Here is a 14,867-nt window from a genome sequence, read left to right on the forward strand (position 1 = left end):
ACACCTGTAACCAGGAGGACGAACACAGCCCAAAAGTTCCGCAGGTGGCATAGAAAAAGGTACTCTAGATGTATGTCTGAAAACGTTGATTCACAGGTGGAAGAAGTCTCACCCGAGGTCTACCGCCGCCGCCGCATTGTTGCCGTCCTCATCCTGGTCCTTGTCCTGCTCCTCATTATCGGCCTCATCAGCTGGTTAGCAGGTCGCGGTAACAGCTCCGACAACGCAACCGCCACCGCAAGTACCTCCACCAGCGCTGAAGCCTTCAGCGACTTTAGTCAGCGCGCTACCGAATCAGCGACCCCCTCAGAAAGCGCTGAGCCCAGCGACTCCGCAAGCGCCAGCGAATCAGTATCAGCCGACGCAAGTGAATCAGCCGCCGCCAGCGCAGAGGCTACCGAATCAGCCGAGCCCACCGCGTCCGCTGAGCCTAGCGAATCAGCTGAACCCACTGAGTCCGCCTCACCCACCGAGGTTGTTGCGGCCGCCTGCACCGCAGCCGACCTGCAGGTAAGCCTGACTGCCGACCGCAACAGCTACGCAGCGGGCCAGAACCCTGCCCTGGCCGTTACCTACACCAACACCTCGGGTAACCCCTGCATCGTGACCGGCGGTGCCAACAACGTAGACGTTAACATCACCTCCGGCCCCGCCCAGGTCTACAACTACGCCCAGTGCTACGCCAACCCCGTCGAAGACGCTGAAGTTGCCGCAGGTGCCACCAACACCACCGCCCTGACCTGGAACCGCTCCCTCAACGTCCTGGGCTGCAACACCTCAGCAACCATCCAGCCCGGCTACTACTGGGCAACCGCAACCGTCAACGGCGTGACCTCACAGCCCGTCCGTATCATCGTCACCGGCTAAGAACCTTAGCCTCACAGACCGCTACTGCCCCGGCCCGCCCTGCGCATGCCGGGGCGGTGCCGTTCCCGGGCTAAGCTGTGCACTAAAATTGGTGGAGTGCTAACGGTTTATAGTGAATCTCTGCTGAAAACAATCGCCCAAATCGCCCCCGGTACCGAACTCCGCGAGGGCCTGGAACGAATCTTGCGCGGCCGCACCGGTGCGCTGATCGTGCTGGGCAGCGATAAGACCGTAGCGCAGATGTCGTCGGGCGGGTTTGCTATCAACACCGAATTCTCTGCCACCCGCGTGCGGGAGCTCGCCAAGATGGACGGCGCGATTGTTTGCGACAAGGACGCTTCCACCCTGCTGGCGGCAGGAGTGCAGCTGCTACCCGACCCGTCCATCGATACCAATGAGTCGGGTACCCGCCACCGCACCGCAGAACGTGTGGCAAAACAAACCGGCTTCCCCGTCATCGCGGTGAGCGCGTCTATGTCCCTGATTTCGGTCTATACCGAGGGAATCCGTTACACGGTTGAAGACACCCAGTCGCTCATGAATCGCGCTAACCAAGCGATTCGTACCCTCAATAGCTACACCGAACGCCTAGAACAGGTGCTCCACCAGCTCTCTTCCCTAGAAATCGAAGCCAACGTAACCCTGCGCGATGTAGCCAGCACCCTACAGCGCATGGAAATGGTTCGCAGAATCACCGTAGAGGCGGGCCACTACGTGGTGGAGCTGGGCAACGTGGGCCGCCTGGTTGCTCTGCAGCTTGAAGAACTGACCACCCACGACCTGCCCGCCACCTGGGTCGTCTTGCGCGATTACCTGCCCGCAGACACCAGCCCCGAAGACCTCCAGGCTGCTGTGGACGCTCTGGCCCAGCTTGACGATAAGGAAATCGTTGACCCCCTGACCATCGCCCGCACCGCAGGGTTGGGTGAGGAACTGGACGCCCCGCTCCACCCCCACGGGCACCGCCTACTGGCCGGTATCAAGTCCATGCCGGGGGCGGTCGCTGACCGCCTGATCGACCGCTTTGACGGCCTACAGTCGCTGATGGCTGCCAGCCTCGATGACCTGCGGGCCGTTGAGGGCATCGGTGAACAGCGCGCTCGCGTGATTCGAGAATCCCTCTCTCGCATGGCCGAAAGCTCGCTCTTAGAGAGATTTATGTAGGCTTTAGCTGGCAGCGCTTAAAGTGTCAGCCACCGGCCTTATGCTGTTGATATGGCTACCCGTAAAACAACCCGCTCACGCTCCGCTAACGCCTACCGCTGCACCGAATGCGGTTGGACCACCGCTAAATGGGTGGGGCGTTGCGGCGAATGTCAGTCCTGGGGCACCGTAGAAGAAGCTGTCGGGCCGGTTGCCGCGAAAACCACCGTGGCATCGAGCGTGCAGGCGCCCGCCCAGCCCATTGGGCGGGTTGATTCCACCGTGGCCCAGTACATGAGCACCTGCAACCCGGAGTTCGACCGTGTCTTAGGCGGCGGTCTGGTGCCGGGGGCAGTAATTCTTATGGCCGGTGAACCCGGCGTCGGCAAATCCACCCTGCTGCTCGATGTAGCCGCTACCTTTGCCCGCGGCGAGTCAACGGGAAAGCCCCACAACGTCCTGTATGTGACCGGCGAAGAATCAGCCGCCCAGGTCAAGCTCCGCGCCGACCGCATCGGGGCTCTGGCCGATACCCTCTACCTGACCAGCGAAACCGATCTCGGCACCGCCCTGGCCCATATCGAACAGGTCAACCCCGACCTACTGATTGTGGACTCGGTACAGACCCTGGCCTCATCCGAGGTCGAGGGGAGCGCCGGTGGCGTCACCCAGGTGCGAGAGGTGGCCGCCTCGCTGATTGCTGCCGCTAAACGCCGCAATATGTGCACCCTGTTAGTGGGCCACGTGACCAAGGAGGGCACTATCGCTGGCCCCCGCCTGCTGGAGCACCTGGTCGATGTGGTCTGCCAGTTCGAGGGCGATAAACACACCCCTATCCGTATGCTGCGGGCTATCAAGAACCGCTTTGGCCCCACCGACGAGGTGGGCTGTTTCGATATGCACGAGGACGGCATCGCCCCCGTCACCGACCCTTCGGGCCTCTTTGTCTCCCGCACCCCGCACCCGGTCTCGGGCACCTGCGTTACCGTCACCATGGAGGGCCGCCGCCCCCTGCTCGCCGAGGTTCAGGCTCTGCTCGACACCAGTGCCACCCCGCAGCCCCGAAGAACCACCAGCGGCCTCGACAGCTCTCGTATATCTATGCTGCTGGCTGTGCTCCAGAAGCGGGCCGGGTTCAACGTGGGCAAGCTAGACTGCTATATCTCAACGGTGGGCGGGGCTAAGATTTCTGAGCCGTCCGCCGACCTGGCCTGCGTCATCGCCCTGGCCTCCGCCGCCCAAGATAAGCCCCTGCCCCGCAAGCTGGCGGTCTTTGGCGAAGTCGGTCTCGCGGGTGAGGTACGAGCTGTTCCCGGCATCCGCCAGCGTATCGCCGAGGTCGGGAGGCTGGGCTTTACCCACGTGATTGTGCCTGCCTCACCGGCCGGTGTGGGTGATGTACCCGCCGGGGTGTCGGTACGCGAGGTCGCCTCACTGGGGGAGGCTCTGGCCCTGCTCTTCCCCGGCCAGGGCTAGTCGCCCTTCTCCTTCTTGAGGTTCTGCTCGATTACGGTCAGCTGGGCTGTGTTCAGGGCCTGCTGCTTCTCAACCCTAGCGGCGCTGTCGAGCATCTGGGCGGACGCGTCCGCCCCGGTTCCCGCAGGCGGTACGGCAGGCATACTGCGGGGGTCGCGTACCGAGGCTTCGCGAATCTCCCGAATGGGGGCGCGGTCTTTTGCGCGAAGAACCGTGGTGAGCTGACGGGTATCGTCCCGGTGCTTCTGCTCCACCCGCTGCCGTTGGGAACCCTGCTGACCACCGGCGTCCGCATCAGCCTGCACCGGGAGCATCGTAGTGGTGGGGGCGTGCTCCGTCATGGAATCACCCAGGGGCACCAGCATATCGACCGCCTGCTGGTGGGTCAGGCCCGAAGCCTCCAAAAGGTCGACCACCAGAGGGCGGAGCATCAGCACCAGGGCCTCAGCCTCCATGGTGCGCACACCCATCATGTGCGGCTCCAGGCGACCAGCCAGATGTGAGAGATCACGGCGGGCCTTCATCTTCCGCTCGGTACGGACGTCCGCATCGGGGGCAGACATACCCTCACCCAGCGCCTCCACCGCGTCACCAATACTCTTGAGCGCCTCAGCGATAGAGGTGATAGCCTCTTGCGAAATATGCACGTTATTGATGGTTGAAGCGAGTCGGCGGTTAAGCACCCGGGTGTTGCGGATAGCGTAGTCAATCTTGCTCAGAGCCTGTGAGTAACGGTCGAGTTCCTTCATATGAGACCGGCCAGTCCAGGCCAGCTGGGCCATGCCCTTTGAGGTAATAATGTCCTTCTCACAGGTGTTATAGAGAGGCTGTAGACGACGGGCGGACGCCAGGGCATGCCAGGCCTCCTTGCCGTCGTAGTGCTCCATCGCCTCACCGGCATCGCGGAAGACCGCAGCAAAAGCCCCCATCATCGTGCGGGCATTCTCACGCGGGATGCGACGCGGGTCTTTAGGGAAGAGGAACATGAGCAAGAAAGCGCACAGGCCACCGACAATACCGTCTAGGCTTCGGGCAAAAGGCCCGTCAACATTCGGCGGGAGCAAGACCACCAGGCAGGACTGCAGACCCATCTGAATCGTGAAAATAATACCGTTATCCAAAAAACGGGCCAGCATAATAGACAGGAACATCACAAGCCCTGCCTGCCAGATGCCCCGACCCAGGGCCAGCATCATCATGTCACCCATCAAGATACCCAGGGTCACACCAAACGACACCTCAAGGATGCGGCGGGCGTGGGTAGCGCCGGTGATATAACCCAGAGAAACAATGGCAGCGGTTGCCGCAAAAATCGGTTCGGTATGCCCCAGCACCTTCTCCGCAAAAAGATAGGCCCCGATACCCGAGACCACAATCTGAAGAGACTGGAAAAAGCCGTCCTTCATACGCTGCCAGCCCAGGCGACTATGATCCTGAGCTCGCTTCTTTAAACTTTTAACCTGCTGACCAAAACCCATACCCACCATTCTAAACCCGCGGCCTCAACCCGACCGCCGGCGTCCTTAACCCTAACTGTGCGCCCCCTGTTCACCCACCGTTCACCCACTGCTAGCCCACCTGCTACCTAACGCTCCTAAAGTCAGATGCGTTAGACACCGTTCCCTTCCTACTCACCGTCTCACACAGTTCTCACACGAGACAGGGTAGGGCACACAAACTCAAAGGAAATCACCTGTGAAGGCTAAGTCACTTGCTCGTTGGGGCTCACTTGCAGCTGTAGGCGCACTCGCATTCACCGCTTGCGGTTCAGACAACGCAACCGGCACTGCCACCTCCTCAGACGCAGGTTCCAGCGCAGCTTCCCTGCCCTCCACCCCCCTGACCGGCGTCGGCGCCTCATCCCAGCAGGCAGCAATCACCGCTTGGGAAACCGGTTTCGCTAACCTGGGCGGCACCGTACAGTACTCACCGGACGGCTCCGGTGCAGGCCGCGAGGCCCTGCTCGCTGGTGGCGCTAAGTTCGCCGGCTCAGACCGCGCTCTCAAGGCTGAGGAATGGGAACAGTCCAAGGAGGTATGCGGCGACGGCGGCGCCATCAACATCCCCGTCTACATCTCCCCCGTAGCTGTAGCCTTCAACCTGCCGGGCGTCTTATCCCTGAACCTGGACGGCGAAACCATTGCCAAGATCTTCAAGGGCGAAATCACCACCTGGAACGATGCAGCTATCGCCTCACAGAACGAAGGCGTTACCCTGCCCGACACCAAGATCACCGTTGTCCACCGCTCAGATGACTCCGGCACCACCCAGAACTTCACCGAATACCTGGCTGCCGCCTCTAACGGTGCCTGGGACGTAGAAGCAGACGGCAACTGGCCCTCCCAGTACGCCGGTGAATCCAACAAGGGCACCTCCGGCGTTGTCTCCACCACCTCATCCACCGAGGGTGCTATCACCTACGCGGACGCCTCAGCCATCGGCAACCTGGGCAAGGTCAACGTCAAGGTGGGCGACTCCTACGTTGAACTCTCAGCAGATGCCGCTGCCAAGACCGTTGAACTCTCAGAGCGCGTCGGCGGCATGAACGAGAACGACATGGCAATCAACATCAACCGCACCCCCGAGGACTCCACCGCCTACCCCGTTGTGCTGGTCTCCTACCACATCGTCTGCTCCGGCTACTCCTCAGAAGACGACGTCACCCTGGTCAAGGCCTACGAGAACTACGTAGTCTCCGAGCAGGGCCAGAAGGACGCCGCTGACGCGGCCCACTCAGCGCCCTTGACCAGCGCACTGACCGCTGACGCCCAGAAGGCTATCGAATCCATCACCGTTACCCAGTAACACCGCGTTCATCAAGGTGCGGCCAGGTCTCCGACCCGGTCGCACCTTGACCCGCGTCAAAACGACAAAGGTTTCACATTCCCATGTCAACCACAGCAGCACCGCAGCCGGGCACCAGCAGCGCCCGCGCGAAAACCAAGGACCTTCCCGATGTAGGAAACCCGGCGGCAGATAAAATCTTCTCGGGTATCTCCCTCGGCGCCGGCGTCCTTATTCTTATTGTCCTGGCAGCTGTCGCTATCTTCCTGGTCGCCCAGGCCCTGCCGGTTTTCACCGCAGACCCAGCAGACCTCACCAGCGGCAGCTTCATTCAGTACATCATCCCGCTGACTATCGGCACCCTCATTGCCTCGACCATTGCCCTGCTCCTGGCAACCCCTATCGGCATCGGCGTGGCTCTGTTCATCTCCCACTACGCCCCTCGCAAGCTGGCTAAGGGTATCGGCTACGTGATTGACCTGCTGGCCGCTATCCCTTCCGTTATCTTCGGTGCCTGGGGCGCTTCGGTACTGGCCCCCAAAATCGTGCCCTTCTACGACTGGCTCGCCACCTACCTGGGCTTCATCCCTATCTTCGAAGGCCCCGCCTCACAGACCGGTAAGACCATCCTGACCGCGGGCATCGTCCTGGGCATCATGATTCTGCCCATCATCACCTCTATGTGCCGCGAAATCTTCATCCAGACTCCCACTCTGCAGGAAGAAGCAGCCCTGGGTCTGGGTGCCACTCGCTGGGAGATGATTCGCATGACCGTCTTCCCCTTCGCCCGCACCGGCATCATTTCCTCCGTCATGCTGGCCCTGGGGCGTGCCCTCGGTGAAACCATGGCAGTGACCCTGGTACTGGCGTCCGGCCCGCTGACCGCCTCCATCATCAAGTCCGGGAACCAGACCTTCGCCTCAGAGATCGCCCTCAACTTCCCCGAGGCCTACGGTCTGCGCATGTCAGAGCTGATTGCAGCCGGCCTGGTGCTCTTCGTCATCACCCTCATCGTCAACATCCTGGCCCGCATGATCGTGGCCCGCTACAAGGACTTCTCAGGAGCTAACTAATGTCTGTAGCTACCACCTCATCCCGCTTCGCCAGCCGCCAGGCCCCCAAGTGGCTGCCCCTGGCCGTCGGCGCAGGCTCCCTGATTCTGGGCGCCGCCGCCAGTGCCCTCACCGGCTTCTCTATCGCAACCTTCGCCCTCTTTGCAGGCATCATCTTCGTGATTGCCGGCCCCCTGGCCGTCACCTCCTTCGAAGGCAAGCGCAAGGGCCAGGACGCCTTCGCCCGCTACCTGGTCTACGGCACCTTCCTCATCGCCCTCATCCCCCTGGTCTCGGTGCTCTACACCGTACTCGCCAAGGGTATCCCCGGCCTGTCAGGTAACTTCCTGAGCACCTCCATGAAGGGCGTCACCGGCGTACACGATAACGCCGCCGCTGCAGGCGAAGGCCCCGTATTCGGCGGTATCTATCACGCCATCATCGGTACCCTCGAAATTACCCTGCTGGCCACCGTCATCTCGGTACCCATCGGCCTGCTCACCGCTATCTACCTGGTGGAATACGGCCAGGGCAAGTGGCTCTCCAAAGCCATCACCTTCTTCGTGGACGTCATGACCGGCATCCCCTCCATTGTGGCGGGCCTCTTCGCGGCCTCCTTCTTCGCCCTGGTATCAGGTAACCCCATGAACCGTATGGGCCTGGTAGCAGCTGTGGCCCTGTCTGTCCTCATGATTCCTACCGTGGTGCGTAACGCCGAAGAAATGCTGCGTATCGTGCCCAACGAACTGCGCGAGGCGTCCTACGCCCTGGGCGTCCGTAAGTGGCGTACCATCATGAAGGTCGTTATCCCCACCGCTATCTCGGGCATCGCATCGGGCGTAACCCTGGCTATCGCCCGCGTCATCGGCGAAACTGCCCCCATCCTGGTGACCGCAGGCTTCGTCACCTCCATCAACTGGAGCGCCTTCAGCGGCTGGATGGCAACCCTGCCCACCTACATCTACTACCAGATCATGACGCCCACCAGCCCCACCGCCGCGTCCGTCTCCGAGACCCGCGCCTGGGCCGCTGCGCTCATCTTGATCATCATCGTGATGGTACTGAACCTCATTGCCCGTACTATCGCCAAGATCTTCGCCCCCAAGACCGGCCGATAAGACCCACGAAAAGCCTATGAGCTTTACCCGGCCCCAAGACTTTTAGAAAAAGGAAACTCCATGTCAAAGCGCATCGACGTTGAAAACCTGAACGTGTACTACGGCGACTTCCTCGCGGTAGAAGACATCTCCATGGAAATTGAACCCCGCACCGTCACCGCCTTCATCGGCCCCTCAGGTTGCGGCAAGTCAACCTTCCTGCGCACCCTCAACCGCATGCACGAGGTAATCCCCGGCGCCCGCGTTGAAGGTAAGGTACTGCTCGACGGCGAAAACCTCTACGGTAAGGGCGTTGACCCCGTGGTGGTCCGCTCCCAGATTGGTATGGTCTTCCAGCGCCCCAACCCTTTCCCCACCATGTCCATCCGCGAGAACGTGCTAGCGGGTGTGAAGCTCAACAACCGCAAAATCTCCAAGACCGACGCGGACGAGCTGGTCGAATCCTCCCTGCGCGGTGCTAACCTCTGGAACGAGGTCAAGGACCGCCTCGACAAGCCCGGCTCCGGCCTCTCCGGTGGCCAGCAGCAGCGTCTGTGCATCGCCCGTTCCATCGCGGTTAAGCCCGACGTGATTCTCATGGACGAGCCCTGCTCCGCTCTCGATCCCATCTCAACACTGGCCGTTGAGGACCTCATCAACGAGCTCAAGGAAAACTTCACCGTGGTCATCGTGACCCACAATATGCAGCAGGCAGCCCGTGTCTCAGACAAGACCGCCTTCTTCAACATTGCGGGCACCGGCAAACCCGGCAAGCTCATCGAGTACGCCCCCACCCAGGAAATCTTCAACAACCCCAGCCAGAAGGCCACCGAAGACTATGTCTCTGGCCGCTTCGGCTAAGCTAGCGCCCCGCTATCGCCCGCTCTAAGCGGGCATAACAAAACTTCCCTCACCCCGTAGCCGTAGCTGCGCGGGGGAGGGAACACCATGGGAATGTGTGTGCCGCCCGGCCCCTAACTCCTTTCGCTGCTGGAAAGGACGGGGTCGGGCGGCTTTTTCGTGTGGCACCCCGGCTTATATCGGGGTGCATTTTGTCTGCCGGTGCGTGGCTATTCGCCGCGCATCTTGCGGCGCATCCAGCCGCGCAGGGTGGCGTTTTCTTCGGCTTCGATGAGGGAGTCAGCTAACTCGGCGTTACGACGCTCTAGCTCGTCGGCTCGAGCCTGGGCCCGGTCGCGCTGGAGTAGACGCTGGTAGTCCCAGGAGAGGGCCCTGTCGGTCTCTGCGCTGGCACGGGCAGCAGCCAGCGAAATATCTGCGATATCGTCGCGCACGAGCAGGTTGGTTATGTTCCACTCACCGGTAAAGATGGTGGGGGTGTTGCCCAGTTCGCGGACGGCGGGGGCCGCCTGCCCTGCCCCGTGCAGGAGGACGTGGGAGGCGGCGTCCCACCAGCTGGCGGAGAAGCCGCGGAGCTGCTCAGCCCGTGCTAGCAAGGTTTCAGAGAGCTCATTGCGGAGCTGAATGACCTCGTGCAGGGCCTCGGCAGGTGCATCAGAGTTGAGCAAAGCCAGAGGGATAGCGTAGTTTTCAGCCCCGTACTGCTCCATCATGCCGCGTACCCGCATATCGGTGAAGGCATCGGGTAATAGGGCTACAAAGGGAACACCTGCTGACAGGGAGAAGACGCCGGGATGGTAGCGGGTAGAGACCGCGATGAAGGCACCGCGGTGAACCTGCACGGCGTCGTCCGTGTGCACCATGGGCAGCTGCACGGGGTGAGAGAACATGTGTGAGGCGATCTCAGCGTGGACCGCTACGTCTCCCTGATCGGTGAGGGGCTCACCCATATGGGGTAGGAAAACGGTGCGGAGGCCGTATTCGCGGTGCATATCGTCAAGCAGCTGACCGATGACCCGGGCCTGCCCCGGGGCAAGACCCGAGAAAGTAGCGCAAATGTAGTGTTCGGGCAGATCAACGACCGGACGGCCCGGTAGGGAGCGCTTCTGATGCTGGTAGAAGGTGGCGTCATCCACAATCAGGTGGGCTTGAACGCCCTGCTGGGTAGCCCAGGTATAGGAGGACTTTTCCCGCATACCCACAAGCTGGGCAGAAGAAAGCATGTCGCGCAGGGTGTCGGCATCGGCCTCTGTAAGCACCGGCCCCACCGACTGGCCAGAAATCACCAGGGGAATCTCATGAGCTTGAGCGACCATAGCGTAGGCGGCACGTTCATAGAGTAGGTGCCCGGTTGCTGAGTTCATATTGCCCCCACCGGCGATCACGATGCCGTCCATGTCGGCTACCTGGCGTACAAAGGTGGTGATATTTTCAGCGGCGGGGTGGCCTCCCAGGTGCTGTTTGACCTGGCCCAAGAAAATTTCGCGTTCGGCAGGGGGAACCGGGAAATCGAGAGTCTTGATATAGCCGGTAGCGGTGCCGATGTAGGCCTGGGAGTTCTCAACAGAGCGGGTAGCGATATAGACTTCGTAGCCGCGGCGGGTCAGCTCAGCGGCGGTTGCGATGCCCATAGCTTCGTCGCCAACGTGGTACACAGACTGCCCTAGGTCTGCGAGCACAAGAATGCGAGGCATGATTAGCGGTTTCCTTTCACAAAGCGTGGGTGCGCTACGGGGGAGCGCTCCGATGTGCCCGTGCCTGGTGGGCAGCTTTGAGGTGGTGCGAGTGGTTTCTTATATACAGTCTAGTCTCGCATTGTTTGGGGTGGGAGCGCTACAGCAGGGGGGAGAGTGCCAGGAAGAGAACAGCGGCGAGCAGAAAACAGGCTGGCATGGTGATAAACCAGGTCAGGATAATGCGGAGCACGATTTTGTGGCGCACGGCGGCAAAACGCTGGTTTACTCCTGAGCCGAGTACTGCTGAAGCAGCGAGGTGGGAGGACGAGACCGGGGTGTTGAGGAAGAACTGTAGAAGCACCATGGCCAGCGCGGTTGAGCTTTGTGCAACGGCCCCACGGAAGGGGTCGACCTTGACCATCTGGTGTGCGAAAGTATAGCCGATGCGGGAGCTGCCCCGGGCGGTGCCGAAGCCCAGCACCATAGCAAGGAAGAGGGCGGAGATGATGTAGGTGGTGGGGTGTACTTCGAGTCCGGCGGAGAGCAACAAGACGGCGTAGATGACGACGGCTCGTTGCCCTGTTTGAATTCCGTGGATGAGGGAGATCAGCGAGTTGGCGAGGGACAGCACGCTGCGGGAGAAGCGGTTGACGGTGGAGGGGTAGGAGCGTTGGAGCAGACCGTAGAAGGGGAAAACTGCCGCCCAGGCCAGAACGAAGAGGACGATGGGGGCCAGCACGAGGGGTACGAAGAGGAAGGTGGCAAGGGGCTCAGAGAAAGGATTGAAAGCACCAAGGTCGGTAGCGCGGGCTGCCCAGGCAGCGCCCGCAAGACCCCCGATGAGGGCGTGGGTGGATGAGGACGGAATACGGAACCACCAGGTAATAATGCCCCAGATAATAGCTGAGATGAGAGCGGTAAGAATGAGCCCCAGGCCGGTGTCGTTGTGGGGTACGGTCAGCCAGTGGGTGGTGACGGAGCCCAGCATGATGCCGGTCATGGCCATGCCGACAGCGTTAAAGAGGGCGCTGGTGCGCAGGGCGATTTTGGGGGTGAGGGCCCTGGTTTTCACGGGTATGGCGGTGGCGTTGGGGGCGTCTCGAAAGCCTGTGACGAAGGTGAAGGCGATGAGCGCTAGGCAGCCGAGGGTAAACAGGGCAAGAGTCACTAGGACTCCTGCACGATAATGCGGCCGATTTCGGTGGCGACGGTGCGCATAGCTTCTGATGCTTCGATGAGCTTACGCACGAACTGGGTGGTCTGCAGATAGCGGGTCTGCTTGTAGCGGTCCTGAATATCGGCGTCGTATTCTTCAGCTATGCGTACGGCCTGCTTGGCGATGCGGAGCATAGTAATCCAGTAGTCGTCCAGGTCGCGCAGGGTGCTGAGTTTGGGGATGATTTCGGTGGTCAGCACTGCCTGGCGCTGGATGAGGTCGAGCAGGGTCGCTGCCTTGGGTGAGAACCGCACGATGTGGTAGAGGTGCAGAATGTTGGCGGCTGAGGTCAGCTTTTCAACCACGTTGTTGAGTGAGACAGCCAGGGTGTAGATGTCTTCGCGGGGGATAGGAGTTGAGAAGGAGCTGCGCACAGCGGTCATGGTGGTGTGCAGCATGTCGAGGGTTGCAGCTTCGTGGGTGAGGGTGCGTTCAAGGAGCTCTGGGTAGCGGTCTTCGGGAGATCCCACCATCTCTGAGAGCAGGGCGGCTGCTCCGGTGACCTGCTCTGAGAGCGTAGCTAGGGCGGTCAGCGAGGTGTTCTCTTGGGGGAACATACGTTGGAGCATGGGCCAGCTCTCCTGGATGTGGGCGGGTGGGCAGGTGCTGAGCTTATGGTACCGCGCCAAGGTTAACGGGGGAGAGCTCGGTAAAATCCCCGGTGCGGACGCAAGTGCCGGGCTACCTGCCTCACGGAAAGAGAAGCGGAGCCCGGCACAGCGATATGAAGTTTAGCGATGTCAGGCTGGGAGCGCCTCTCGGCGGAAGGCCGCTCGAAGCGGCTAAAGATTTGGAGCCCGGGGCTACCTATTAGCAGCCTGACATCTTGGTATCCATCATTCTCCTGTTCACCGGTTCCTGTCAACCCCGTACAGTGTTCCCGCTAGTTTTACTTGTCAGGGAGGTTTACCTGAAGGCGCTAGTCCAGGGTTCCTGCCCGCCAACGCAGAGCGGCTTCCTCCAGTTCCCGGGCGGTACCGGTGAGTCTGCGGGCAGCTGAGCGCAGGCGGACGGCCCTCCCAGCGGCCTCGTCGCGCACCTCGGCTGAGGGGCGGCGGAGTTCGAACCCATCATCGGGGTGCCAGTCCCGGGGCGAGACCCGCTGGCCGTGCCTCAGTTCTAGGGCGACGTCGTCCTGTCCTAGAGCCAGCACCCGGCAGAAAGCCGCAAAGCGGTTGAGAGCCACGTCGAAGTCACCGGTGTAGGCGCCGGCCAAGATAGCGTCGACGGTGGCACAGATTTCGTCGGCGGTGGGAGGCGACGGAACCCCCGCCAGAGCTTGCGCCAGGTAGCTGGAGTGCATGCCGCGCTCGTAGTAGTGGCTCATGAGCTGGGAGTTGGCGCGAATGACGCCGCGCAGGGCGTAGATGCGCCAGAGGGCGCCGGCGATGGTCACGGGGGCAGCCCGCGACCAGAGTTCGGCGACGGCTTCTATGCCGAATTCGTCGGTGTAGTGCACCAGGCGTTTGGTGACTGAGGGGTCTTCGTTGGCGCGTCCGCGGGCTAGTAGGGCGCGGGCGGACGCCTGGGCGGCAGTTGCGAGGTCTTCTGGGCTGTCAGCCCCCTGGTAGCGTTCAAACTTTTCGGTAGAGAGGCGGACGGGGCGGTGGAAGCGGGCGTCAGAAGGCATGCCTACCAGTGTAGAACTGCCGAGGTGCTCAGCGAAAGGCTATGCGCTGAGAGGTAAAACTCGGGTGCGGGTGATAATGCTGGTCAGGAGCAAGGCCGCAATGGTTCCTGCCAGGGTTTGGCCTGCCAGGACGGCGATTTGGAGCTGGGCGGCGAGCAGGGGAGAGGCTCCTCCCATGAGGGCGCCGACGAAAGTTCCGGGCAGGGTGACGAGGCCGGTGGCGCGGGTCTGGTCGAGCCCTGGGGTAAGGGCCTCGGTAATGGCGGCTTTGGTGATGTCGCGGAAGGCGACCGGGGAGGTAGCTCCCAGGGCTAGCCAGGCCTCAATCTCCCCCTGGCGGGCAGCTGTGAGGGTGGTGAAGTTGCGTGCTGTGAGGGTCGTGATGGTCATGGTTCCGCGAATGATGATGCCAGCAACCGCTACCAGGTTTTGGGTGGAGTAGGGCACCAAGCCGAGGGCGAAGATCAGCAGGACAGCAAGGAGGGCACCTAGGGTGATGGATAGCGCGGTTGCTGCCAGGCCCCGGTGGAGCTGTTTGCTGTGCTTGCCGGAGGTGATGGTGGCGGTGGTGAGCATCAGGGCGATGAAGAGCACCAGAGCCCAGGGGGCGGCCAGGATGCCCTGTAGTAGGAGGGCAATGACGGCAAGCTGTAGGCAGGCCCGCAGAATCGAGATATAGGGCTGCCAGCGGAGCTGGATCTTCTGGGTGGCAAGCAGGGCTGTGGTGAGGCCAACGAAGAGCAGTAGGGCAAGGGCGTAGTGGGTGAGGGGGCTGTGCAGGAGTGCGTTCACACAGCTATTAGAGCACGGTAATGGGGCGGACGCTTGCCGCGGCCGGGTTTTTGGAGCTTTGCGTCACGGGGTGTATAGTGGAAGGCGCTGAGTTTACTCAGTGGATGCGCCTTTAGCTCAGTTGGTAGAGCATCGGACTTTTAATCCGTGGGTCGTGGGTTCGAGCCCCACAGGGCGCACATCGTATAGCCCCGTTGGTTCCCTATGTTTACAAGGAACTGGCGGGGTTTTATTTTTCCTGAAGCCATCGTTTGACAGGGCTACAGGCAGAAA

Annotated in this window: 13 protein-coding genes and 1 tRNA gene; 8 read left to right on the forward strand and 6 right to left on the reverse strand. The window is 61.5% G+C overall.

The window, feature by feature from the left end:
• The first annotated feature begins 72 nt into the window (after positions 1–72).
• From L6758_RS08465 to radA, 3 genes are all read left to right on the forward strand, one after another.
• On the forward strand, positions 73–867 hold the full coding sequence (locus L6758_RS08465) for a hypothetical protein (protein WP_237205612.1): 795 nt from the start codon (positions 73–75) through the stop codon (positions 865–867).
• Positions 868–963: 96 nt separating this feature from the next.
• The gene (disA, locus tag L6758_RS08470) at positions 964–2,031 is read left to right on the forward strand and encodes a DNA integrity scanning diadenylate cyclase DisA (RefSeq protein ID WP_237205613.1); all 1,068 of its coding nucleotides are present in this window, start codon (positions 964–966) and stop codon (positions 2,029–2,031) included.
• A gap of 51 nt (positions 2,032–2,082) precedes the next feature.
• Complete coding sequence (gene radA, locus L6758_RS08475; RefSeq protein ID WP_237196379.1) at positions 2,083–3,486, forward strand: DNA repair protein RadA; 1,404 nt, start codon at positions 2,083–2,085, stop codon at positions 3,484–3,486.
• On the opposite strand, the gene L6758_RS08480 is transcribed toward radA, so the two are convergent.
• Complete coding sequence (locus tag L6758_RS08480) at positions 3,483–4,964, reverse strand: FUSC family protein (RefSeq protein ID WP_237205614.1); 1,482 nt, start codon at positions 4,962–4,964, stop codon at positions 3,483–3,485. The genes radA and L6758_RS08480 overlap by 4 nt on opposite strands.
• A 217-nt stretch (positions 4,965–5,181) precedes the next feature.
• On the opposite strand from L6758_RS08480, the gene L6758_RS08485 reads away from it, so the two are divergent.
• The 4 genes from L6758_RS08485 to pstB all read left to right on the forward strand — a co-directional run bounded on the left by L6758_RS08485 (position 5,182) and on the right by pstB (position 9,280).
• Positions 5,182–6,291: a phosphate ABC transporter substrate-binding protein PstS gene (locus L6758_RS08485; protein WP_237205615.1), complete on the forward strand. Its 1,110-nt coding sequence runs from the start codon at positions 5,182–5,184 to the stop codon at positions 6,289–6,291.
• Between the two features lie 83 nt (positions 6,292–6,374).
• Positions 6,375–7,343, forward strand: coding sequence for a phosphate ABC transporter permease subunit PstC (gene pstC, locus L6758_RS08490; protein WP_237205616.1), 969 nt, complete (start codon positions 6,375–6,377; stop codon positions 7,341–7,343).
• Positions 7,343–8,440, forward strand: a complete 1,098-nt coding sequence (gene pstA, locus L6758_RS08495; RefSeq protein ID WP_237205617.1) for a phosphate ABC transporter permease PstA — start codon at positions 7,343–7,345, stop codon at positions 8,438–8,440. The genes pstC and pstA overlap by 1 nt, the downstream gene beginning before the upstream one ends.
• 60 nt (positions 8,441–8,500) lie before the next feature.
• Positions 8,501–9,280: a phosphate ABC transporter ATP-binding protein PstB gene (gene pstB / locus L6758_RS08500; protein ID WP_135011575.1), complete on the forward strand. Its 780-nt coding sequence runs from the start codon at positions 8,501–8,503 to the stop codon at positions 9,278–9,280.
• A 209-nt stretch (positions 9,281–9,489) separates the two neighbouring features.
• Here the strand turns inward: pstB and L6758_RS08505 are convergent, their stop codons facing one another.
• The 5 genes from L6758_RS08505 to L6758_RS08525 all read right to left on the reverse strand — a co-directional run bounded on the left by L6758_RS08505 (position 9,490) and on the right by L6758_RS08525 (position 14,594).
• Positions 9,490–10,974 (reverse strand): polysaccharide pyruvyl transferase family protein, encoded by a 1,485-nt coding sequence (locus L6758_RS08505; protein ID WP_237196389.1) that lies wholly within the window; start codon positions 10,972–10,974, stop codon positions 9,490–9,492.
• Between the two features lie 139 nt (positions 10,975–11,113).
• Positions 11,114–12,124 carry an inorganic phosphate transporter gene (locus tag L6758_RS08510; RefSeq protein WP_237205618.1) on the reverse strand — a complete coding sequence of 337 codons (1,011 nt, stop codon included), beginning with the start codon at positions 12,122–12,124 and terminating at the stop codon, positions 11,114–11,116.
• On the reverse strand, positions 12,124–12,741 hold the full coding sequence (locus L6758_RS08515; protein WP_237196394.1) for a DUF47 domain-containing protein: 618 nt from the start codon (positions 12,739–12,741) through the stop codon (positions 12,124–12,126). Before L6758_RS08515 ends, L6758_RS08510 begins: the two co-directional genes overlap by 1 nt.
• Before the next feature lie 350 nt (positions 12,742–13,091).
• Positions 13,092–13,802: a hypothetical protein gene (locus L6758_RS08520; RefSeq protein WP_237205619.1), complete on the reverse strand. Its 711-nt coding sequence runs from the start codon at positions 13,800–13,802 to the stop codon at positions 13,092–13,094.
• 39 nt (positions 13,803–13,841) lie between these two features.
• Entirely contained in the window at positions 13,842–14,594 is a 753-nt protein-coding gene (locus L6758_RS08525; protein WP_237205620.1) for an ABC transporter permease, read from the reverse strand.
• 106 nt (positions 14,595–14,700) lie between these two features.
• Here L6758_RS08525 and L6758_RS08530 point away from each other — a divergent pair.
• Positions 14,701–14,773 (forward strand) — tRNA-Lys (locus tag L6758_RS08530).
• Positions 14,774–14,867 lie beyond the last annotated feature (94 nt).

The sequence above is a fragment of the Rothia nasimurium genome (assembly GCF_928382285.1).
Lineage (GTDB): Bacteria > Actinomycetota > Actinomycetes > Actinomycetales > Micrococcaceae > Rothia > Rothia nasimurium_E.

What these genes read in the sequence shown, in the direction of transcription:
- L6758_RS08465 (WP_237205612.1), top strand. Translation starts at nt 73, where the DNA reads ATGTCTGAAAACGTTGATTCACAGGTGGAAGAAGTCTCACCCGAGGTC.
- radA (WP_237196379.1), top strand. Translation starts at nt 2,083, where the DNA reads ATGGCTACCCGTAAAACAACCCGCTCACGCTCCGCTAACGCCTACCGC.
- L6758_RS08480 (WP_237205614.1), bottom strand. Translation starts at nt 4,964, where the DNA reads ATGGGTTTTGGTCAGCAGGTTAAAAGTTTAAAGAAGCGAGCTCAGGAT.
- pstC (WP_237205616.1), top strand. Translation starts at nt 6,375, where the DNA reads ATGTCAACCACAGCAGCACCGCAGCCGGGCACCAGCAGCGCCCGCGCG.
- pstA (WP_237205617.1), top strand. Translation starts at nt 7,343, where the DNA reads ATGTCTGTAGCTACCACCTCATCCCGCTTCGCCAGCCGCCAGGCCCCC.
- pstB (WP_135011575.1), top strand. Translation starts at nt 8,501, where the DNA reads ATGTCAAAGCGCATCGACGTTGAAAACCTGAACGTGTACTACGGCGAC.
- L6758_RS08505 (WP_237196389.1), bottom strand. Translation starts at nt 10,974, where the DNA reads ATGCCTCGCATTCTTGTGCTCGCAGACCTAGGGCAGTCTGTGTACCAC.
- L6758_RS08515 (WP_237196394.1), bottom strand. Translation starts at nt 12,741, where the DNA reads ATGCTCCAACGTATGTTCCCCCAAGAGAACACCTCGCTGACCGCCCTA.
- L6758_RS08520 (WP_237205619.1), bottom strand. Translation starts at nt 13,802, where the DNA reads ATGCCTTCTGACGCCCGCTTCCACCGCCCCGTCCGCCTCTCTACCGAA.